Consider the following 20,047-nt stretch of genomic DNA (forward strand, 5'->3'; position numbering starts at 1 on the left):
CTGCCTTTTTTGTGTCTTGAGCTTGCAGCTGTCTTTTATTCGATATCCAGGGGCTCGGGAGAAAGGATAATGCCCGTGGTGTCGGCGTAGAGATGGTCCGCCGGCAAGAAGGTCACACCACCGAAGTTGACCGGAATTTCCTGATCGCCAATCTCGCTGTCATCGGCGCCGACCGGAATGGAGGCCAGTGCCTGAATGCCGATATCCAGATCTTCCAGAGCATCTACTTCGCGTACGGAGCCATAGCAGACGATGCCTTCCCAGCCGTTTTCCGCCGCGGTTTCGGCGATGTCGGCATCGAGCAATGCCCGGCGCAGTGAGCCGCCGCCGTCGATCAGTAACACCCGACCCACGCCGTTTTCTTTCACCGCCGCCATGATGAGGCCGTTGGACTCGAAGCACTTGATGGTGGAAATGGTGCCGCCGAAGGAATTACGGCCGCCAAAGCTGGAGAACATGGGTTCGACCACATCCACCATGTCAATATAGGTATCGCACAGTTCTGAAGTATTGTATTCCATGGAATCAGCCACATCTGGAAACAAGGTGACATCAAGTATAAAGGGGCGGGAGCGGTTTTCAATCACAATCGTGTGACCGCTCCCGTTAGCATGGCGGGTTAGAGGATATAGCGGCTCAGATCTTCGTCTTCGACCAGGTTCTTGAGGTAACGATCCACATAGTCTTCGTCCACCAGAATGGAGTCACCGGACTTGTCGGACGCTTCAAAGGACAGCTCGTCCAGCAGTCGCTCCATGATCGTATGCAGCCGGCGAGCACCGATGTTCTCGGTAGTCTCGTTAACGCGCCAGGCGGCTTCGGCCAGGCGGCGGATGCCGGCCTTGGTGAAGTCGACGGTCACGTTTTCGGTCGCCAGCAGCGCCTTGTACTGCTCGGTCAGCGAGGCATTTGGCTCGGTGAGAATACGCTCGAAGTCATCGGTATTCAGCGAGTCCAGCTCGACCCGGATCGGCAGGCGACCCTGCAGCTCGGGGATCAGATCCGACGGTCTGGCAACCTGGAAGGCGCCGGAGGCAATGAACAGCATATGATCGGTGCGCACCATGCCGTGCTTGGTGTTGACGGTGCTGCCTTCAATCAGCGGCAGCAGATCCCGCTGTACCCCTTCACGAGATACGTCGGGGCCTGAACTTTCGCCGCGCTTGCAGATTTTGTCGAACTCGTCGATGAACACTATGCCCTGGTTTTCCACCGCATGAATGGCTTGTTCCTTCAGCTCTTCCGGATTCAGCAGCTTGGCGGCTTCTTCCTCGACCAGCAGCTTGATCGCGTCCTTGATTTTCATCTTGCGCTGTTTACTGGTGTTGCCGGACAGGTTCTGGAACATGCCCTGCAGCTGGTTGGTCATCTCTTCCATGCCGGGCGGTGACATGATCTCCACGCCCATCTGCGGGGCCGAGACATTGATTTCGATTTCCTTGTCGTCCAGCTGGCCTTCACGCAGTTTCTTGCGGAAGATCTGGCGGCTGTTGCTGTTGTCGGCTTTCTCTTCTTCACCCCAGGTATTGCGCGGGTTGGGCAGCAGCGCGTCCAGCACCCGCTCTTCCGCCGCTTCTTCGGCGCGGTGACGGAATTTTTCCATCTGCTGTTCGCGGGTCATCTTCATGGCGATATCGGTCAGATCGCGAATGATGGTGTCCACTTCCTTGCCGACGTAGCCAACTTCGGTGAACTTGGTCGCTTCCACCTTGATGAAGGGGGCGTTGGCCAGTTTGGCCAGACGACGGGCGATTTCGGTCTTGCCGACCCCGGTCGGACCTATCATCAGGATGTTCTTGGGCGTGACTTCCTGGCGCAGCTCGGGAGTCAGCTGCATTCGACGCCAGCGGTTGCGCAGGGCGATGGCCACGGCGCGTTTGGCGGCAGCCTGGCCGACGATATGGCGGTCCAGCTCGTGGACGATTTCTCTTGGGGTCATGTCAGACATAATCAAATCCTGTGGTGCGGGCAGGCTCGCCACCTGCCCGAAAGCAAATCAGTGGCTGTAATCCAGCTCTTCGACGGTCAGGTTACCATTGGTAAAGACGCAGATGTCGCCGGCAATGGTCAGCGCTTTTTTGACGATATCAGCCGCTTCCAGCTCGGTGTTTTCCAGCAGGGCGCGGGCGGCGGACTGGGCAAAGGAGCCGCCGGAGCCGATGGCGATCAGATCCTGTTCGGGCTGCACCACGTCGCCGTTGCCGGTAATGATGAAGGAGTTCTTGTCGTCGGCTACTGCCAGCAGGGCCTCTAGCCGGCGCAGGCTACGGTCGGTCCGCCAGTCTTTGGCCAGGGCCACGGCGGCGCGTTCAAGGTTGCCCTGGTGCGCCTGCAGCTTGGCTTCAAAGCGTTCCAGCAGGGTAAAGGCGTCGGCGGTGCCACCGGCAAAACCGGCCAGTACCTTGCCGTTAAACAGGCGGTGTACCTTGCGGGCATTGCCTTTCATGACGGTGTTGCCCAGGGAAACCTGGCCATCGCCGCCGATAACCACTTTGCCGTTACGGCGAACTGAAACGATCGTTGTCACTGTGAACCTCACTTGACGGTGTAGCCAGCCTGGCTGGCAGAAATGTCATTAACAACGAAATGGGGACGGTAGCGAGCGAGATCAACCCTCCCAGAACCAGATTGCACAATCACCTACGGCTTTTGCCTTGATCAGCTTGTGTTTGTGCTGCTCAGCCAGTCGTTTGCTATCGTAAGGCCCCAGGATCACGCGGTACCACGAGCTACCACTTTTATGGCGAACTTGTGCCACCAGCCCCTGAAAGGCAATTTTGGCTTTCAGTTGCTCGGCCTGGGCGGAGGAGCGGAACGAGCCGCATTGCATCAGATAAGGCTGGGTCGACTCTTCCGCCTCCGGCACAGTGACCACCACTTCCTTGTTTTCCAGCTGTTCGATATAGCGCCATTTTTCCACCGGCTTCTGATCGATGGGATTGACCGGTGTGGGGGGCGCCTGGGTGTGGGTGACGGCTGGCGGTGCTTCCGGGCTGCGGTTGCCGGCGGCGCCCTTGATGATGGAAAGCAGGTAGCCGAGGGCGGCGGCCAGCAGCAGCACCAGTATGATGGCCAGCCAGGGAACTCGTCGCTGTGGCGCACGGCTGCGACTGCCGCCCCGGGCGGGGCGGCTGTTGCTCTTGCCTTTGCTTTTTGGTTTGCTGCGCCGGACGTAATCCCTGGGCATGGCTTACATGCGCTCCATGGTGTCGATGCCGAGCAGCGACAGGCCCCGTTCCAGTACTTTGGCGGTGGCCGCACACAGGCGCAGGCGGCTGGCCCGTTCTTCGGCGCTCACGCCATCCTTGTTGATGGGGCAGGCTTCGTAGAAGCTCATGAAGGCACCGGACAGTTCGTACAGATACAGACACATCAGGTGCGGCAGGCCCTTGTCGGCCACCGACTTCACGGTGTCGTTGAACTGCACCAGCTTCTGGGCCAGGGCTTCTTCGGCCGGGGCCTGGATGCTGATTTGGCCTTGCAGGGTGTCGGCAGTAACGCCGGCCTTGCGGAAAATAGACTGCACCCGGGTATAGGCATACTGCAGATAAGGCGCGGTATTACCTTCGAACGACAGCATGTTGTCCCAGTCGAAGATGTAATCGGTGGTGCGGCTCTTGGACAGATCCGCGTATTTCACCGCACCCATGGCGACCCGGCTGACTACCTGGCGTTTTTCTTCTTCGCTGAGGCCGGTGTCTTTCTTGGCCAGTAGGGCGGCGGCGCGTTCTTCCGCTTCTTCGAGCAGGTCCACCAGCTTGATGGTGCCGCCGGAGCGGGTCTTGAACGGGCGGCCGTCCTTGCCCAGCATCATGCCGAAGGCGTGATGCTCCAGGCTGACCGACTCGGGGATATAACCGGCCTTGCGCACTATGTTCCAGGCCTGCATCAGATGCTGGTGCTGGCGGGAGTCGATGAAATACAGCACCCGATCGGCGCCCAGCTGCTCGTAACGGTATTTGGCACAGGCGATGTCGGTGGTGGTGTAGAGGTAGCCGCCGTCTTTCTTGCGGATGATGACGCCCATGGGGTCACCGTCCTTGTTTTTGTACTCGTCCAGATAGACCACGATGGCGCCTTCGTCTTCCACCGCCAGCCCCTGCTGCTGCAGATCGGCGACTATGGTTGCCAGCATGGAGTTGTACATGCTCTCGCCCATGACGTTGGCCGGAGTCAGGGAAACGTTGAGCCGGTCGTAAACCTGCTGGTTATGCAGCAGGGTAATGTCGACCAGCTTCTGCCACATGGCCAGACAATAGGCATCGCCGCCCTGCAACTTCACCACGTACCCCCGGGCACGCTCGGCAAAGTCCGGATCCGCATCATATTGCTGCTTGGACTCGCGATAGAACTGTTCCAGATCCGACAGGCCGGAAGACAGCACATTCGGGTTTTCCTGCTCGAGCTTTTCCAGATAGGCGATCAGCATGCCGAACTGGGTGCCCCAGTCGCCGATATGGTTGGCCCGGATCACCTTGTGGCCGAGAAACTCCAGGGTGCGGACCACGGCGTCACCGATAATGGTGGAGCGCAGGTGACCCACGTGCATTTCTTTGGCCACGTTGGGAGCCGAGTAGTCCACCACCACGGTCTGGGGCTGTTCGGCCACCGGCACATTGGCGCGTTCGTCGGCGACCATGGCGTCTATCTGGCGCGCCAGCCAGTCGCTGTCGAGAAAGAAGTTGATAAAGCCGGGGCCGGCGAGCTCGGTTTTGGCCACCAGCTCGGAAGCGGGCAGGTTATCAACCAGCATCTGGGCCAGGGCGCGGGGGTTTTGTCCTGCGGGCTTGGCCAGCAGCAATGCCAGATTGGTGGCCAAGTCTCCGTGGGCCTTGTCTTTGGTTCGGTCTACCTGAATGCGGGGTGCCAGTTCGGCAGGCAGCTTGCCTTGCTGTTTCAGGATAGAGACCGTCTGCTCAAGCAGTGCTTGAATATGTTCTTTCATTATCAGTTCACCAAATTTAAGACAAGGTTGGAGATAACCCGGGGGAAGAAATTCTACTCATAACGGGTGCAGAAAACTACCGTCAAGGCAAGGCGAGGGCGCCGATTGAAAGTGTAGAGGATAAAAAAGGGTCTTTATGGCTAATTCTTAAAGGAAGGAGACTAGCCATGAAACTGGCGCTGTTACCCCTTACCCATCATCTGATGCCCGGCGGCAAGGTTCCGCTGCGCATCTTCGAGCCCCGCTATATCAGAATGGTGAGCGAGGCGAGCCGTAGCGGAACCGGCTTTGGTATCGGCATGCTGGACGAACTGGACCATGTCGGCCACAACGATCTTTTCACGCTCGGTACCCGGGTGAACATCATCGACTTCTATACCCTGGAGGGCGGCTTGCTGGGAATAACGGTGGAAGCCGTGGACCGTTTTCACATCCTTCAGCTGGAACGGGAGCAAGATGGCCTGCTGCGGGCCGAGGTGGAACTGCTCGACAACTGGCAGTCCTGCACCCTGTCGCCGACCGAGCAGGTGCTGTCCGATAAATTGCAGGAAGTCTTTGCCGAATATCCGGAACTGGCCGACCTTTATCCGGCGCCTCGATGGCGGGACGCGGCCTGGGTAACCCAGCGCTGGCTGGAAGTACTACCTCTGAAAAGCCGGCAGGCTCAGAAGCTGATGGCGGAGGACAGTTGCCATCGTGCCCTCGGTTTCCTGATGTCGATGCTGACCTCGCCGTCGCAGCCGGGCCAGCAGCACTGAAGTTACCAGAGCTCCACCGGGTCGATGTCCAGCGACCAGCGTACCTTGCGGGCGGAGGCCAGGGTATCGATTAACGCCAGTGCCAGGCGACAGGCCGCCGCCAGCTCTCGCCGGTTGCTGGCCTGCAGTAACAGCTGGTAGCGATATTGCCCGGCCTTGCGCTCCATCTGCGCGCTGAGTGGCCCGAGACAGAGCACCGAGGATGGCAGATTGGGCAGCAACTGTTGTACCAGTTGCTGCAAGAAAGTCTGTACCTGATCAGCCTGGGTGGCCTGGGCCCGAAACAGCGCCTGAAAGCTGAACGGGGGCAGGGCGGCGGCCTGGCGTTCCTGCAGGGCGCTGTGGGCAAAGTGACGATAGCCCTGGTTGGCCAGATCCTGCAGCAGGGCGTGTTCCGGCTGGTGGGTCTGCAGCACTACCCGGCCCGGCTTGCTGGCTCGTCCGGCCCGGCCTGCCACCTGTATATAAAGCTGGGCAAAGCGCTCTGTGGCCCGAAAGTCGCTGGCGAAGAGGGCGCCGTCCGCATCCAGCATCGCCACCAGGGTGACATCGGGAAAGTGATGGCCCTTGGCCAGCATCTGGGTGCCGATCAGGATCTGATACTTGCCGTTGCGAATACCTTCCAGATGTTGCTGAAAGCTGCCTTTGCGGCGGGTGTTATCCCTGTCGATGCGAATAATGCCGTATTGGGGAAATAGCCCGCTCAGGGCCTGCTCCACCTGCTCGGTGCCCAGGCCGGTACCCACCAGTTGCCGGCTGCCGCAGCTCGGGCAGCTCGGGGGTAAAGGTCGCTGATGATCGCAATGGTGGCAGTGCAGGCGGGAGGAATGCCGATGCCAGGTATAGTGAGCGTCACAGCGTTCGCAATCTGCCAGCCAGCCGCAATCGTGACACAAAAGCGCCGGCGCATAGCCGCGCCGGTTCAGGAACAGCATCACCTGATTGCCCTTCGCCAGCTCCTGTTCGACCAGCTGGAGCAGTTGGGGCGAGAGCCCGGCGTTCATCTGTACATGCTTGCTGTCCAGCAGCACATGTTCGGCCACGGTGGCGGTGCCGGGCCGCTGACTCAGGGTCAGTAGCTGATATTTGCCGCCTGCCGCATTGTGCAGGCTTTCGAAGCTGGGCGTGGCCGACCCCAGCACGATGGGAATGTCGAGCTGGCGGGCGCGCAGCAGCGCCAAATCCCGGGCATGGTAACGAAAGCCGTCCTGCTGTTTGAACGAGGTATCGTGTTCTTCATCGATGATCACCATCCCCAGGCGGGCGAAAGGCGTCAGCAGGGCGGAGCGGGTGCCGATGACGATGGCGGTGCTGCCGTCCCGGCACGACAGCCAGGCATCGAGCCGCTCTCGTTCATTCATACCCGAATGCAGGGTGCTGATCGGTACCTTAAAACGCTGCTGAAAGCGCGATATGGTTTGCGGGGTCAGGCCGATTTCCGGCACCAGCACCAGCACCTGCTTGCCCGCCTGCAGCACCGGCTCCATGATCTGCAGATAGACCTCGGTCTTGCCGGAGCCGGTGATGCCTTCCAGCAGAAAGGGGTTGAAGCCCCGGGCACTCTGGATAAGACTGACCGCCAGCGCTTGCTCTGTGGTCAGGCGGGGCTTGTCATCGTCGGCCACCTCGGTGGCAGTGGCGCGCCAGTCGACGGTTTCCGGCAGCTGATCCTTTTTTTCGATCAGCTGCTTTTTGGCCAGCGCCTGCAGAATAGCGCCGCTGATGCCTCTGATTTCCAGCTCGCCGGCAGTCAAGGGCCCCTGGCGTAACAAGGTCAGCGCCTGCTGTTGCTTGATGGCCTGGGCGGAAACGCCGGCCTCGGCATCGAGCAGGTGCCAGTAAGGGGTACTTCGGTAGGCGGCGGCTTCGCCCTTGCGCAACAGGGTGGGCAGCGCCTGAAAATACACCTCTCCGGGGGCGTGCAGATAATATTGCGTGGCCCAGGCCAGTAGCCTGAGTTCGGCCTCGGCCAGGAGCGGCTCTTTATCCAGTATGGCGCCGATGGGCTTGAGCCGGGTGGCATCGATGTCGGAATCTTCGGGGTGCGACAGTACCAGCGCCGTCATGACTCTGTTGCCAAAGGGCACGGACACCCGGCAGCCAGGTACGGGCAGCGGCAGGGGGCAGAGATAATCAAATTCTCGCCGCAGGGGGACGGGCAGCGTAACCCGCAGTAAACCTGGCTGTGCCGGTATTGACATTGGTGATTTATCCCCTGTGTGCCTTGCCAGTAAAAAAGCGATCCTATATTATTCGCACCCTTCACAAAACGTGAATCATTCGTGTGGTGTCTGGCACAGGATCAGATAGCGACACGGCCTACAAATTCAGAGGTTGTCCCCATGAAAAACGGTATTCACCCACAATACAACGAAATTACTGCCAAATGTTCTTGCGGTAACGAGATCAAAGTCGGCTCTACCATGGGTAAAAGCCTGAACCTGGACGTTTGCTCCGCTTGCCACCCTTTCTACACTGGTAAGCAGAAAATGGTTGATAGCGGCGGCCGTGTTGACCGTTTCAACAAGCGCTTCGGCGCGCTGTCCAGCAGCAAATAAGCGATACTCATCGCAAGAAAAGGCGCCTCAGGGCGCCTTTTTTATTGCCCGCAACTTGTGCATGACGCCGATGTTTCCCATGGTTATGGCAGTTTTTACGCCAGGGTAGCGAAATGAAGCGATGGCAATGGCTGCTGATCATGGGATTGTGGCCGCTGATGGTAGCGGCAAAATGCCCTAAACCACCGGCAGACGAAACCGTAACGGTTCGGCATATTGTAGATGGTGACACTGTCATCTTGCAGGACGGCAGAGTAATTCGCTTTATCGGTATCGATACGCCAGAATTCAATAAACACAGTAAATTACCGGTGGAATCCGGGGCCGAAGCGGCACGGCGCTGGCTGCAGAATAAAATCCCGAGTGGGAGTCGATTGAAACTGGTTTTTGGCGTTGAAAGGCGTGATGATTATGGACGCTGGCTGGCGCATCCGCTCACGGCTAATGGCGATTTGCTGGTTACCCGGATGCTCGCACAGGGGCTGGGACCCCTGCTGCTGATCCCGCCCAATGATGATTACTGGCGGTGCTGGCTGGCGGCCGAACAGGGGGCTAGGCAACGACGCCTCGGAGTATGGCAGGCGCCGTTGGTCAGCTTTTCCTCCGGTGGCTGGCAACTGTTGCAGGCCAGGGTTGTCCTACCTTATGCAGGCTCAGGGCGCCTAACGCTCGAGCTGGAAGGGCAGCTGACCGTGATGGCAGGCAAACGTCTGCCGATGGCGGCTCGCCGCAGTCTGAAGAGGTTAAGGCGGGGAGATCGGCTGTTTATTCGTGGCCGGGTTCGAGCCAGCCACATTGGTCGACAAATATTGTGGGTAAATTATTCTTGGCAGTTTTACCAGATAGAGCAATGAATTTTTGCTGGGCAATGTTGAATAAGTTGACTACTATCACATTGTATAAACATTGTGATAAACTTGTTCACACATAAATCATGTAAATGTCAACAATCGCATCAGGGTACTCGTAGAATGACCGACTTCCGTCAAAAAGCACTCGATTATCATGCTTTCCCGACTCCGGGTAAGATCTCCGTTGAAATCAGTAAGCCGGCAGAAACCGCCCAGGATCTCGCCTTAGCCTACAGCCCGGGTGTGGCCGAGCCTGTGCGCGAAATCGCAGCTGATCCAAATAATGCCTACAAATATACCGGTAAGGGTAACCTGGTTGCCGTTATCACCAACGGTACCGCCATTCTGGGTCTGGGTAACCTGGGTCCACTGGCTTCCAAGCCAGTAATGGAAGGTAAAGCCTTACTGTTCAAGCGTTTCGCTAACATCGACTCGGTTGATATTGAAGTCAAGCACCGCACCACCGAAGAATTTATTCAGGTTGTAGCGGCCATTGCCGATACTTTCGGCGGTATCAACCTGGAAGATATCAAGGCGCCTGAGTGCTTTGAAATTGAAAAGGCCTTGATCGAGCGCTGTAACGTTCCTGTATTCCACGATGACCAGCACGGTACTGCTATTGTTACCGCCGCAGGCCTCATCAACTCACTGGAAGTTCAGGGCAAAGATATTACCCAGGCTCAAATCGTGTGCATGGGTGCCGGCGCCGCTGCCGTGGCCTGTATGGAACTGCTGATCAAGTGTGGTGCTCAGCGCGAAAACATCTATATGTTGGATCGTAACGGTGTGATTCACACTCGTCGTGACGATCTGAACGAATATAAAGCACTGTTCGCCAACAACACCGACAAGCGTACGCTGGAAGACGTGATCACTGGCGCCGACGTATTCGTAGGTGTTTCTGGTCCGGACGTATTGCCAGCCGAAGCCGTTGCTCTGATGGCTGACAAGCCGGTTATCTTCGCCTGCTCGAACCCGGATCCGGAAATCAAGCCAGAACTGGCTCATTCCGTACGTCAGGATCTGATCATGGGTACCGGTCGTTCCGACTACCCGAACCAGGTGAACAACGTGCTGTGTTTCCCCTTCATCTTCCGTGGTGCCCTGGATGTTCGCGCGTCCTGCATCAACGACGAGATGAAAGTGGCCGCCGTCGACGCTATCCGTGGTCTGGCCAAAGAGTCGGTACCACAGGAAGTGCTGGTTGCCGCCGGCGTTGAATCGCTGACATTCGGCAAGGACTACGTGATTCCCAAGCCGATGGATCCGCGCCTGCTGCCTCGTGTAGCCCGTGCCGTGGCCCTTGCCGCCGTGGAATCCGGCGTAGCCGGCATCGAACTGCCGGAAAACTACATGCTGGGTTGATTCCAGGCATGACATGCAAAAGGGGAGCTTCGGCTCCCCTTTTTGTTTTCTACAGTCTGGATATTTGTCAAAAGTCGTCGGGAATGTCCGCAATATGAAGCAGCAGCAGGGTTAACTCCACCGACACGCTGCGAGTACATCCATGTAGCGCTCGGCAAATGCCATCCATGGCATTTGACGGTCGGTTACGGCAATCCCTGTTACTGCTTCGTGATATTTCAGCGTTGCCTGCCGGGAGTCGGCAGACAACCCGGTGCTGGGAATAGGAGGACTAAGGGATCTGCTCCGCCGACCATCTGACTGCCAGGGATGGCGCGGTGGGGCCTACATGGAGGTATTTACGGCGTGTCGGCGGAGCGGGCCCTTTGTCCGGGATTGATGGCAGTCAAACAGCCCGGCTGGTTACTGCGGTGGTATTACCCCTCACATCTCACCGTCTCGTCAGATAAACACCCGCTTCCATGTGATGGGTATAGGGGAACTGATCGAACAGGGCGAAGCGACTGATGTCGTGAGTCAGTGACAGCGTCTCCAGATTCTGGCGCAAGGTCTCCGGATTGCAGGAGATATAGACGATGTTGTCGTATTCCTGCACCAGCTTGACGGTTTCTTCGTCCAGTCCGGCCCGGGGCGGATCTACCAGTATGGTATTGCACTCGTAGCTGGCGAGATCTATGCCCTGCAGCCGGCGGAACTCGCGTACCCCGCGCATGGCCTGGGTGAATTCTTCCGCCGACATGCGCAGTATGGTCACGTTATCGATGTCATTGGCGGCAATGTTGTACTGGGCCGACTTGACCGAGGAGCTGGCGATTTCGGTGGCCAGCACCCGGCGGAAGTTGGCGGCCAGGGCCAGCGAGAAGTTGCCGTTGCCACAATACAGTTCCAGCAGATCACCGCTGGCACCCTGAGTGGCATCCAGCGCCCAGCTCAGCATCTGTTCGTTCATGCGGCCATTGGGCTGGGTGAAGCTGTTTTCCACCTGCTGATAGACCAGCTCCTGGTCCGCCACCTGCAGCCGCTCCACCACATAGTCCTGGCCGACGACCCATTTCTGCTTCTTGGCCCGGCCTATGATGCTGGCGTTGATGCCCTGTTGTTGCAGCTGTGCCTGCACATCCTGCACGGCGTTGTGCCAGGCATCGTCCAGCTGGCGATGATAGAGCAGGCTAATCACTAGCTCGCCGCTCAATGACGACAGAAAGTCTACCTGAAACAGCTTGCGGCGCAGTACCGGGTCGGGTTTGAGCGCGTCCAGCAACAGCGGCATCGCCTGGTTGATCAGGAGAGATGCGGCAGGAAACTGGTCGACCCGGTATTTCTCCCTGGTGGCCTGATCAAACATGATGTAGTAGAGGTCTTCGTCCTGATGCCAGACCCGAAACTCGGCGCGCATCCGGTAATGTTCGGGCTCGGAGGCAAACACGTTCAGCGTCGGTGGAGTAAAGGGCGCGAAGGTTTCCCGAAGCCGGTCGGCCTTTTCATCCAACTGTGCCTGGTAGGTTTGCGGGTTGACCACTGTGCTCATGAGTTGCCTCTCTGTAAAACGGAGCGCAAATTCTACGGCCTGCGGCGAATTTGTCCAGTTATCGGACGGCGGGCTGGTGGTCGGAAGCGGCTTTTGCCAGACTGCAGCCTCTGCTGACGGACTGAAATGAAAGGAAATAGTTATGCGGCGTAAAAAACCGGAGGATCTGCGGGAATGGTGTTATCCCTTTATCTTCGAGACCAAAATGACCTGTGATTATGAAATTCTCACTGACGAGCTGTGCTGCCATATCGGCGTGGTGCTGTCGCAGCTGCCGGAGGAATTTGACGACATCAGGGCCGATCTGGAGCAGTTGCAACCGCTGATCTACAACCTCAATGGGTCGGTGCGAGGCAAGAACGGTATTTTCGAGCAGGATATCGACTGGCTGAAGGAGAGATACACCCATTATCAGCAGGCGTCGGAGGGGCGGGTGACCGGCTTTGTGCTGCCAAGAGGGCCGGCACCGGTGCCGCAACTGCATCTGTGCCGTTGTACCGGCAAGAAGATAGTGCGCATGCTGGTACGGCTGGAAGAAGAGGGCAGGAAGTTCGACGAAATCCTGCCTCGTTTTGCCAATGTGCTGGCCAACTTCTTCTTCGTGCTGACCGTCGCTATCAAGGATCGGCTGGGCACCGAAGAGGTGCCCTACATCAGCATCAACTACTGATCTGGCGCGGTTCCTCTTTATCAGAACGAGGATTGCTGGGTCAGAAAATCTCTTATAATCGGCAGCTGTCACGGATAGCTGCCGATTGAATTTATCCGGCCAGGGCCTGAATAAGCTGGCTGTCGAAAGCGATACGGCGCTCATTATCGAGCTTCTCGCGGATTTGCTGCTCCAGACTGCGGACATTGTGTTCAAAGCCCCAGCGGCTCAGGGTACTCAGATCTTCAATTGCTTCCGGCAATTTCAGCTTGTCGCCGTCAATCTGTTGGTATTTATCAATCAGATTCTTGGCCTGCATCAGGCGTACGGACAGCTGACGAGTCAGCGGGAATTCATGATTTACCTGCTCTCCGCTGGCGTTGGCTGCGCTCAGCGTCAGCATTCTTGGTGCCGTATTGCCGTCCATCAAAGACAGCAAATCCACCGACAGCAAGCCGCGCTCATCCGTTTCCAGGGAGGCAATGCTGGCATCAAGAGCCGCGGTCAATTTGAACTGCCGCAGTGGCGACTCGCTTTTCTCGACTTTTTGATCGATCACCTCACGCTCAGGTATGCCCAGTACCTTTTTCTCGCTCCGGGCATGACTTTCCATATTCATGAAGGGGTTGATGCCCGTGACTCCGTTGGCCAGAAGATCCTTGGTCATCACGTCCGGCAGCATGCCAAAGAAAGGCACAACATCGACGATAGAGAACACTACACCACCGGTAGTCATCAGGATACCGCTCGGAAACTCATACAGCTCGCGGAGAGGCTGGTAAGGAGTATAAACCTCGAGTGTTTTATTGACCGAGTAGGTGGTCACACGAAAGGATTCATGATCGGTCACACTGAAACTGGGTGACGGCTGGTCAATAAATATCTGATTGACGCCCTGAGCCTGAAATACATAGTCCTGACGCACTGACTCCCGATCAATATCCATGGAGTTAACGGTTTCCGCGGGCAAGTGGTTGGCGCAACCGGTCAGTACGGCGAGCAGCACTCCACCAGCTGTGGCTTTTACGAGCGTATTTAATGACAAAATGAATTTTCCCTTTTTATTTTTATCTCAATAAGCTCTTTCAAGAGCCGAGGTGGCATCAGAACAAGCGCATGTACAATAAGCCTTCGCCAGACCCCGCAGGCATGATAAATACCGAAGAACACGAGAAAAACGAATGTCTGGCCGTACGTTTATCAGCCGATAACAGAGGGAGAATAATAAACGAGCATGCATGCTCTTGCTCCGATGGGGACAGTTAATACAAGTTTCAATTATGTCTTGTCAAGGCAAGCGGTATCGACAGGTAAAGATGGAACTGGCAGGAGAGAGGAAGCGGGCAGAAGATAACATGTGTTTGCTCTGCCGTTCAGCCGCGCAGGAATGGCGCGGCTGAACGGTTTTTATCTTTTTTCAGCGGTGGTCAATCGCGAAGCCGTTATTGGGTCTCGGCCGGTTGGCGATAAGGGTTATCCGGCAGCTGCTCGGCTCGTAATGGCGGACGACGGGCGTCCTCCTTGGGGCCATAGGCGCTGCTCAGATAAGTCAGTATGGTCTCTTCGGTGTTGGCATCGAAGGGCCATAACCCCTGCTTGTCCTGCATCCAGCGGATCAGCGATAGCCAGTGCTCACGGCTGCCGCTGTTCTGGGTGACCAGTTTGGATGAATGGCAGGCGGTGCAGTTGTTACGCACCGTTTCCCAGCCGGGGGCGATTATAAAGCCGGTTTGCGGATCCAGCTCGGCGGCCAGCGCCGGCGTGGACGACAGGCCCAGCAGCAGCAAACTCAGGGCAACAGGATGTGCCATCATGTCCTCCTAGACAATTTGTACCGCGATACGGTGACAGGCGTTGTTCAGATAGCCCTTGGGGTTCCAGCCCGGTACCACCATCGGCTGGGCCTTGCCTTCGCTGTCGACGGCCTTGGCCCAGACTTCGTAATAGCCCTTCTCGGGAAAGCTCAGTTCACTGTTCCAGTGCTGCCAGGCCAGGCGGTTGGCCGGCGCGCGCAGCTCGGCTTTCTGCCAGGTGACACCGAAGTCGATAGATACATGCAGCTCGGTCACCTCCAGATCACCGGCCCAGGCGTGGCCGCGAACCTGTAACGGCTCACCCTGCTTGTGGCTGATGCCGGTTTTGGGGAAGGTGATCAGTGATTTAACCGGCATGGACTCGATGATTTCCATATCTTCATCCGGTACCTGGGTGCCGGGTGCCACCGGGTATTTGGGCACGCTGTATGAAGGGGCTGCCATCTTGTTGCCATCATGCACCTTGTTGCGAACCACTATTTTCTTCAGCCATTTGCCGGAGGTGGAGGCCGGCCAGCCGCCGCAGACCAGGCGCAGGGGGTGACCGTTCAGCACCGGAATGTCTTCGTCGTTCATGGCCCAGGCGATCAAAGTCTGATCTTCCAGCGCCTTGGACATGGGCACGCCGCGCGAGATGGCTTCCTTGCTCGGATCGCCACTGGGGTGCAGATCACCGCCGTAATAACCGATGTAAACCGCATCCTTCTTGATACCGCAGGCCTCCAGTACATCTCTCAGCCTTACTCCGGTAAATTTGGGGCTGGCCACTGCACCGGTGGTCCACTGGTTGCCGCTGGCGGCGGGCGAGTACTCGCTGCGGCCGTTGCCGCCACATTCCACCGTCAGCTGATAGCTGTGGTGCTTGAAGCGGGATTTCAGTTCGGCCAGGGTGAAGGTGGTGGGTTTTTCACAAGACTCGCCGGCAATTTCCAGCGTCCAGCCGGCAGGGCCCAGCGACTTGATATCGGGCAGCAGGCCATTATTGCGCACAAACATGTGCTTGGCCGGCGTGATCTCGTCATCCAGCAGGTGAGGTGGCGTCTCGGCGTTGATCGGCCTGTCGTTGAGAATGGTCAGGCCTTCTTTGCCCGGCAGGGCAAAAGGCTCGTCGGACTGGGCAAAGGCCGCGGGGATCAACCCCGCCGGCATGTTGTTGGCGAAGGGAATGCTGGCACCGATGGCCGTAGCCATGGCCAGCAGGCCGCCCCGCTTGAGAAAGCCCCGGCGGCTGCCGGCATCGGTTTCCCGATCCCATACCAGTTCGTCGGCTTTGATTGGATCTTCTGCGTACAGTTCGTGCAAGCCCCGGCTGGGCTTTTCGTTCTTGTTGTTTGGTTCGTTTGCCATTTTTTCTCTCCTTGCGCGCCTGCGGCGCCGGGCCTGATCCTAGGTCAAGGCAGACTAGCAAATAACCATATGTTTCCGGTATGTAAATATTGTTTGGTTGAGACCCGCATCATATTAATTTTTATGATGAATTATGCGAATTTGGCCGCCGCGTCTGCATATACACTCAGGTTTCCTTTCCCTATAATGCCCCCCGCTTTGGTGCCGACAGGCATAAACGGGAATCCGGTGCAAATCTGGAGCTGGCGCGCAGCGGTAAAGAGGAACGACACGACACGGGGTAACCCAGGCACTGCCCAGTAAAGAAAAAAGGGTGGGAAGCCGTCGTCTAGGTGGGCCATGGCCCGAGCCTCCAAGCCCGAAAACCTGCCAAAGAGCCAACAGGAATGGCCTGCTGGCAGTCACTACGCGTACTAGGGAAGTAATCAATGTCTAAGAAATGGCTGGCGGCTACCTTGCTGCCATGGGCAGCCTATGCCCAGAATTCATCCGAACCCACCAGCATTACCATCTACAACCGGGTCGAGCAGCCGGCCACCAGCGCCCTGGCGCCAGTTGAAGTCATCACCAAGGCCGAGATAGAACGCCGTCAGCCCCGCTCACTGGTCGACCTGCTCGAAACCCTGCCGGGCATGCAGTTTGGCAGCCAGAGCGGTGGCATCGGCCAGCTCAGTAGCCTGTTTGTGCGCGGCACCAACTCCGATCATGTGCTGGTACTGTTCAATGGAAAGCCGATGGCCGAGATGGTGGCTGGCAATGTCGACTTCAGCCAACTGCCGGTGAGCAACGTCGAGCGTATCGAATATATCCGTGGCCCGCGTGCAGCCATCTATGGTTCCAAGGCCATCGGCGGTGTGGTCAACATCATCACCACCTCTCAGGTCAACAGCGCCCAGGTTGGCTTCACCACCGGCAGCAACGACTACTATGCCACCGATGTCTCCATCAACCAGTGGGTCACCGACAACACCCGCCTGCAATTAGCCACCGGCTATCGTGAAACCCGTGGTTATGATGTTAAGCCCGATAATAACCAACCAGATCGCGATGGCTTCGAAAGCAAAAACCTTACCCTGGGACTTGAGCACCAGCTGAACCAGAACTGGACACTGGATGCCAACCTGAATGGTTGGCAGGGCGATATCGAGTTTGATGCCCGCAATGACAAGGCCTGGAATTCTGACCTGTCAGAAAAAACAGCTTATCAGGCTGACGCCGGTATTCGTTATGCCAATCAACAACGGAATGGCCAGCTAAATATCAGTTATGGGGAGTCCGAGCTGATTTCCTGGCGGGAGAGTGAAGGGGAAAACAGCCAGTACAAGACTAATACCAGCACAGCCATTACCCAAGTGACCGGTCTTACCCAATACCACTATACCGACACCGGCTATGCACTGGCGGGAATGGATTGGCAAAGAGAACGTTTACTATCTGATTCTATTACTACTAAATGCGATGCTTATAGATTGACGTCCCCATATGATTGTCTGAGCTCTAGTATGGTTCGTTTTGATGCTCCGGATCGTGACAATACTGGTGTTTACGCATCTGTTTTCCATACATGGTCACCGCTATCTGTCGAACTGACAGGACGAGTGGATGATAACGAACAGTTTGGTACCCACGGCACATGGCAGAGCACACTTTCGGTCGACTTGCCGGAACAACACAAGGCTACGCTGAGCTATGGTACTGCCTTTAAGGCACCTAGTTTTTCACAGTTGTATTGGCCTGGCTCAGAAAGTACAGAACTGAAACCAGAAGAGTCTGAAAACTGGGAGCTGGGATTGACAGGTGACTACCAAGTGCTCAACTGGCAATTAAGCTTGTATAGAAACCAAATAGACAACTTAATTGTCTACCCAGCACCTTTTTATCTTGCTGCTAACTCTGCAGAGAACACAGACGCTTTAATCAAAGGCGTAGAATTTGTGGTGAAAACTACGACTGGGCTGCTGCATCATACCGCCAGCTTCGATTACACCGATGCGGAAGATATTGCCAATGACAAGAGTCAGCTAGCCCGTCGTGCCAAGCGAAAGGCGAGCTGGACCGGCGATATCGATGTAGCTGATGCAAACCTGTTTGCCCAAGTTTTGTATGTCGGTGAGCGTAACGACAGTGCCTATACGGATGTGGTTTTGCCTTCCTACACCATTTGGAACATAGGTGCTCGTTACCCGTTGACTCAGCAACTGACCCTGAACGGAAAAATCAACAACCTGTTCGACAAGGACTATCAGGTAGTCGATGGCTACGACGCACCCGACATGGAGTTCTACGTCGGAGCCGATTACCGTTTCTAATCTTCTGCCAGCCTCGGCCACTTTTTGTTGACCACTACAAGGTAGCCAGGAGGGAGGGTAAAGGGAACGGCTTCACGACCGATCAAATGCCAGGGATGGCATTTGTCGAGCATCACATGGATGTGCTTGCAGCGAGTCGTGAAGCCGGCCCTTTGTCCGACCTTGTTCTGTGCTTGCAGACAACTTTGCTCTACAGCCGGCCACTGCGCCGGCTTTTTCATGGCCGCCTTTGGCGTTATCATGGCGCTCTTGCACAGCGAGAGCAGGCCTTGCACAGTGAGGGCAGGTTTTGCATAGAAAGGGCAGACAGTGGCAAACATTCTTATCTTCGACTCCGGTATGGGCGGCCTCTCCGTCTATAGAGAAGTCAGCAAGACCCTGACGGGTCACCAATACCTGTACCTGTTCGATAACGCCTGCTTCCCCTATGGCGAGCTGAGCGAGTCGCGGCTGGTCGAACGGGTGGTCGAGCTGTTCGAGGCCTTTGTGGCGCGCTACCCCGTCGATATCGCCATTATTGCCTGCAACACCGCCAGCACCAATGTGCTGCCCGCACTCCGTCAGCGGTTGTCCATTCCGGTGGTGGGGGTGGTGCCGGCCATCAAACCGGCCGCCGAATACAGCCGCCTGCTTCATCAAACTAACTCCTTAGCCAGCAAGCCGGGCCATATCGGCTTGTTGGCCACACCGGGCACCGTCTCCCGTCGTTATACCGCCGAACTGATCCAGAGCTTTGCCGCCGATCTGCAGGTATCTTTGCTGGGCACTACCGAGTTGGTGAAAATGGCGGAAGACAAACTCTGGGGTCAGCCGGTCGACATGCATCGCCTGGGCCAGATACTGGCTCCCTGGCGAGGCACGCAAGGGCCGGACACCATAGTGTTGGGCTGCACCCATTTCCCCCTGCTGGCCGACGAACTGAGCCTCTGCCTACCCCAGGTCAAACTCATTGATTCGGGTGAGGCCATTGCCCGTCGGGTCGCCAGCCTGCTGTTGCTCACGACACCATCGCAGAGTGAGCACCCGGCTAATATCGGGCCGGGCCAACTGTTTTGCACCCAGCTGACAAAAAAAGCCCGGCTGCAGGCCGGGACTTTTGGTAAGGAAGGCTTTGGTACACTCGGGTGCTTTACACCTTAGGCGACTGAGACCTTATATAGACGAGATCAGGGCTGACCCTGATCATTGTCTTCTTCTTCATCTTTACGTTCATTGGCTTCTCTGACCTTCAGCGTTCGTTGCTGAAACTCCGAATCGTTCAACGTCTGCTGGGCCGCCTGGGCCGCATCACTCGGCATCTCCACAAAACCGAAGCCACGACGCTTGCCGGTGTGCTTGTCTTTCATCAGCCTGACCGATAACACCTGGCCAAAGCTTTCGAACAGTGCCCTTACCGAGGCTTCATTGGCCCGGTAAGGCAGATTACCCACATATAGAGTCGTAGTCGGAATAGCTGCCGGCACCGGGGTGCGGGTAAACAAGGGGACCAGCAGCCCTCCCAGCAGCAAGCCAAGTGCAAAGAGGACAGCAGGAGACAGTGAAGGCGCAGCCCAGCCGATAACAACATAGCCGACCAGGGCCAGAACAAGAGCAAACAGGGCAGACTGAATATAAACAGGATACTGGGATAACTTCATCGGCAGTCCAATCTCAAAGTGGATGAATGTGTAGGGTATGTCTGCATCGGAACAATGAAGCTCATACCATCGATAACAGCATAGCCTCAATTGAGCTACGGAGTAATGGCTGACGTCGGTAAGCGCTATAAATGTGATCTGGGATAATCAAATTACCCAGCACTGATTAAAATGCAAGCACTTCTATGTGCGATAGCCCGCCGTCTGTGGGTAACTCTGTGGTTAAGTTGTGCTTTTGCTTGGAGTATAAGCAATCGGTCACCAAAGGCGTGTTTTTATCAAAAAA

Annotated in this window: 19 protein-coding genes and 1 riboswitch; of the genes, 7 read left to right on the forward strand and 12 right to left on the reverse strand. The window is 56.8% G+C overall.

The window, feature by feature from the left end; genetic code table 11:
• Positions 1 to 35 precede the first annotated feature (35 nt).
• From rraA to argS, 5 genes are all read right to left on the reverse strand, one after another.
• Complete coding sequence (gene rraA / locus UN63_RS14515) at positions 36 to 521, reverse strand: ribonuclease E activity regulator RraA (RefSeq protein WP_104487896.1); 486 nt, start codon at positions 519 to 521, stop codon at positions 36 to 38.
• Positions 522 to 619: 98 nt separating this feature from the next.
• A complete protein-coding gene (gene hslU / locus UN63_RS14520) occupies positions 620 to 1,948 on the reverse strand; it encodes an ATP-dependent protease ATPase subunit HslU (RefSeq protein ID WP_104487851.1) in 1,329 nt (442 codons plus the stop codon).
• Between the two features lie 48 nt (positions 1,949 to 1,996).
• Positions 1,997 to 2,527, reverse strand: coding sequence for an ATP-dependent protease subunit HslV (hslV, locus tag UN63_RS14525; protein WP_104487854.1), 531 nt, complete (start codon positions 2,525 to 2,527; stop codon positions 1,997 to 1,999).
• An 81-nt stretch (positions 2,528 to 2,608) separates the two neighbouring features.
• The gene (locus UN63_RS14530; protein ID WP_104487856.1) at positions 2,609 to 3,187 is read right to left on the reverse strand and encodes an SPOR domain-containing protein; all 579 of its coding nucleotides are present in this window, start codon (positions 3,185 to 3,187) and stop codon (positions 2,609 to 2,611) included.
• A 3-nt stretch (positions 3,188 to 3,190) separates the two neighbouring features.
• Positions 3,191 to 4,945 (reverse strand): arginine--tRNA ligase, encoded by a 1,755-nt coding sequence (argS, locus tag UN63_RS14535; RefSeq protein WP_104487859.1) that lies wholly within the window; start codon positions 4,943 to 4,945, stop codon positions 3,191 to 3,193.
• Between the two features lie 167 nt (positions 4,946 to 5,112).
• Between argS and UN63_RS14540 the strand changes: the two genes are divergently transcribed.
• A complete protein-coding gene (locus UN63_RS14540) occupies positions 5,113 to 5,703 on the forward strand; it encodes an LON peptidase substrate-binding domain-containing protein (protein WP_104487861.1) in 591 nt (196 codons plus the stop codon).
• A 2-nt stretch (positions 5,704 to 5,705) separates the two neighbouring features.
• On the opposite strand, the gene priA is transcribed toward UN63_RS14540, so the two are convergent.
• A complete protein-coding gene (gene priA, locus UN63_RS14545) occupies positions 5,706 to 7,904 on the reverse strand; it encodes a primosomal protein N' (protein WP_104487864.1) in 2,199 nt (732 codons plus the stop codon).
• A 141-nt stretch (positions 7,905 to 8,045) separates the two neighbouring features.
• Between priA and rpmE the strand changes: the two genes are divergently transcribed.
• The 3 genes from rpmE (at position 8,046) to UN63_RS14560 (ending at position 10,477) form a co-directional block, all read left to right on the forward strand.
• Positions 8,046 to 8,261, forward strand: coding sequence for a 50S ribosomal protein L31 (rpmE, locus tag UN63_RS14550; RefSeq protein WP_104487866.1), 216 nt, complete (start codon positions 8,046 to 8,048; stop codon positions 8,259 to 8,261).
• Between the two features lie 113 nt (positions 8,262 to 8,374).
• Positions 8,375 to 9,115 (forward strand): thermonuclease family protein, encoded by a 741-nt coding sequence (locus tag UN63_RS14555; protein ID WP_104487869.1) that lies wholly within the window; start codon positions 8,375 to 8,377, stop codon positions 9,113 to 9,115.
• 117 nt (positions 9,116 to 9,232) lie between these two features.
• On the forward strand, positions 9,233 to 10,477 hold the full coding sequence (locus UN63_RS14560; protein WP_104487872.1) for a malic enzyme-like NAD(P)-binding protein: 1,245 nt from the start codon (positions 9,233 to 9,235) through the stop codon (positions 10,475 to 10,477).
• 430 nt (positions 10,478 to 10,907) lie between these two features.
• Here the strand turns inward: UN63_RS14560 and trmA are convergent, their stop codons facing one another.
• On the reverse strand, positions 10,908 to 12,005 hold the full coding sequence (gene trmA / locus UN63_RS14565) for a tRNA (uridine(54)-C5)-methyltransferase TrmA (RefSeq protein ID WP_104487875.1): 1,098 nt from the start codon (positions 12,003 to 12,005) through the stop codon (positions 10,908 to 10,910).
• Between the two features lie 142 nt (positions 12,006 to 12,147).
• On the opposite strand from trmA, the gene UN63_RS14570 reads away from it, so the two are divergent.
• Positions 12,148 to 12,675 carry an ATP--cob(I)alamin adenosyltransferase gene (locus UN63_RS14570; protein ID WP_104487877.1) on the forward strand — a complete coding sequence of 176 codons (528 nt, stop codon included), beginning with the start codon at positions 12,148 to 12,150 and terminating at the stop codon, positions 12,673 to 12,675.
• A gap of 91 nt (positions 12,676 to 12,766) precedes the next feature.
• On the opposite strand, the gene UN63_RS14575 is transcribed toward UN63_RS14570, so the two are convergent.
• The 3 genes from UN63_RS14575 to UN63_RS14585 all read right to left on the reverse strand — a co-directional run bounded on the left by UN63_RS14575 (position 12,767) and on the right by UN63_RS14585 (position 15,815).
• Positions 12,767 to 13,699, reverse strand: coding sequence for a hypothetical protein (locus tag UN63_RS14575; RefSeq protein ID WP_146084755.1), 933 nt, complete (start codon positions 13,697 to 13,699; stop codon positions 12,767 to 12,769).
• A 397-nt stretch (positions 13,700 to 14,096) separates the two neighbouring features.
• Positions 14,097 to 14,468 carry a hypothetical protein gene (locus UN63_RS14580; protein WP_229793479.1) on the reverse strand — a complete coding sequence of 124 codons (372 nt, stop codon included), beginning with the start codon at positions 14,466 to 14,468 and terminating at the stop codon, positions 14,097 to 14,099.
• A gap of 6 nt (positions 14,469 to 14,474) precedes the next feature.
• Positions 14,475 to 15,815, reverse strand: coding sequence for a sulfite oxidase (locus tag UN63_RS14585; RefSeq protein WP_104487884.1), 1,341 nt, complete (start codon positions 15,813 to 15,815; stop codon positions 14,475 to 14,477).
• A gap of 182 nt (positions 15,816 to 15,997) precedes the next feature.
• Positions 15,998 to 16,203, forward strand: a riboswitch (cobalamin riboswitch).
• Between the two features lie 40 nt (positions 16,204 to 16,243).
• Here UN63_RS14585 and UN63_RS14590 point away from each other — a divergent pair.
• Positions 16,244 to 18,124 carry a TonB-dependent receptor domain-containing protein gene (locus tag UN63_RS14590; RefSeq protein ID WP_104487886.1) on the forward strand — a complete coding sequence of 627 codons (1,881 nt, stop codon included), beginning with the start codon at positions 16,244 to 16,246 and terminating at the stop codon, positions 18,122 to 18,124.
• On the opposite strand, the gene UN63_RS17110 is transcribed toward UN63_RS14590, so the two are convergent.
• Positions 18,121 to 18,444 (reverse strand): hypothetical protein, encoded by a 324-nt coding sequence (locus UN63_RS17110; RefSeq protein ID WP_181068259.1) that lies wholly within the window; start codon positions 18,442 to 18,444, stop codon positions 18,121 to 18,123. The two genes, UN63_RS14590 and UN63_RS17110, sit on opposite strands and share 4 nt — an antisense overlap.
• Between UN63_RS17110 and murI the strand changes: the two genes are divergently transcribed.
• Entirely contained in the window at positions 18,434 to 19,264 is an 831-nt protein-coding gene (gene murI, locus UN63_RS14600) for a glutamate racemase (RefSeq protein WP_104487891.1), read from the forward strand. The genes UN63_RS17110 and murI overlap by 11 nt on opposite strands.
• A gap of 26 nt (positions 19,265 to 19,290) precedes the next feature.
• On the opposite strand, the gene UN63_RS14605 is transcribed toward murI, so the two are convergent.
• On the reverse strand, positions 19,291 to 19,761 hold the full coding sequence (locus UN63_RS14605; RefSeq protein WP_104487893.1) for an RNA recognition motif domain-containing protein: 471 nt from the start codon (positions 19,759 to 19,761) through the stop codon (positions 19,291 to 19,293).
• Positions 19,762 to 20,047: the final 286 nt, after the last annotated feature.

The organism is Oceanisphaera arctica, from assembly GCF_002936955.1.
Classification (GTDB): Bacteria; Pseudomonadota; Gammaproteobacteria; order Enterobacterales; family Aeromonadaceae; genus Oceanimonas; species Oceanimonas arctica.

What these genes read in the sequence shown, in the direction of transcription:
- rraA (WP_104487896.1), bottom strand. Translation starts at nt 521, where the DNA reads ATGGAATACAATACTTCAGAACTGTGCGATACCTATATTGACATGGTG.
- hslU (WP_104487851.1), bottom strand. Translation starts at nt 1,948, where the DNA reads ATGTCTGACATGACCCCAAGAGAAATCGTCCACGAGCTGGACCGCCAT.
- UN63_RS14530 (WP_104487856.1), bottom strand. Translation starts at nt 3,187, where the DNA reads ATGCCCAGGGATTACGTCCGGCGCAGCAAACCAAAAAGCAAAGGCAAG.
- argS (WP_104487859.1), bottom strand. Translation starts at nt 4,945, where the DNA reads ATGAAAGAACATATTCAAGCACTGCTTGAGCAGACGGTCTCTATCCTG.
- UN63_RS14540 (WP_104487861.1), top strand. Translation starts at nt 5,113, where the DNA reads ATGAAACTGGCGCTGTTACCCCTTACCCATCATCTGATGCCCGGCGGC.
- priA (WP_104487864.1), bottom strand. Translation starts at nt 7,904, where the DNA reads ATGTCAATACCGGCACAGCCAGGTTTACTGCGGGTTACGCTGCCCGTC.
- rpmE (WP_104487866.1), top strand. Translation starts at nt 8,046, where the DNA reads ATGAAAAACGGTATTCACCCACAATACAACGAAATTACTGCCAAATGT.
- UN63_RS14555 (WP_104487869.1), top strand. Translation starts at nt 8,375, where the DNA reads ATGAAGCGATGGCAATGGCTGCTGATCATGGGATTGTGGCCGCTGATG.
- UN63_RS14560 (WP_104487872.1), top strand. Translation starts at nt 9,233, where the DNA reads ATGACCGACTTCCGTCAAAAAGCACTCGATTATCATGCTTTCCCGACT.
- trmA (WP_104487875.1), bottom strand. Translation starts at nt 12,005, where the DNA reads ATGAGCACAGTGGTCAACCCGCAAACCTACCAGGCACAGTTGGATGAA.
- UN63_RS14570 (WP_104487877.1), top strand. Translation starts at nt 12,148, where the DNA reads ATGCGGCGTAAAAAACCGGAGGATCTGCGGGAATGGTGTTATCCCTTT.
- UN63_RS14580 (WP_229793479.1), bottom strand. Translation starts at nt 14,468, where the DNA reads ATGATGGCACATCCTGTTGCCCTGAGTTTGCTGCTGCTGGGCCTGTCG.
- UN63_RS14585 (WP_104487884.1), bottom strand. Translation starts at nt 15,815, where the DNA reads ATGGCAAACGAACCAAACAACAAGAACGAAAAGCCCAGCCGGGGCTTG.
- UN63_RS14590 (WP_104487886.1), top strand. Translation starts at nt 16,244, where the DNA reads ATGTCTAAGAAATGGCTGGCGGCTACCTTGCTGCCATGGGCAGCCTAT.
- UN63_RS17110 (WP_181068259.1), bottom strand. Translation starts at nt 18,444, where the DNA reads ATGTTTGCCACTGTCTGCCCTTTCTATGCAAAACCTGCCCTCACTGTG.
- UN63_RS14605 (WP_104487893.1), bottom strand. Translation starts at nt 19,761, where the DNA reads ATGAAGTTATCCCAGTATCCTGTTTATATTCAGTCTGCCCTGTTTGCT.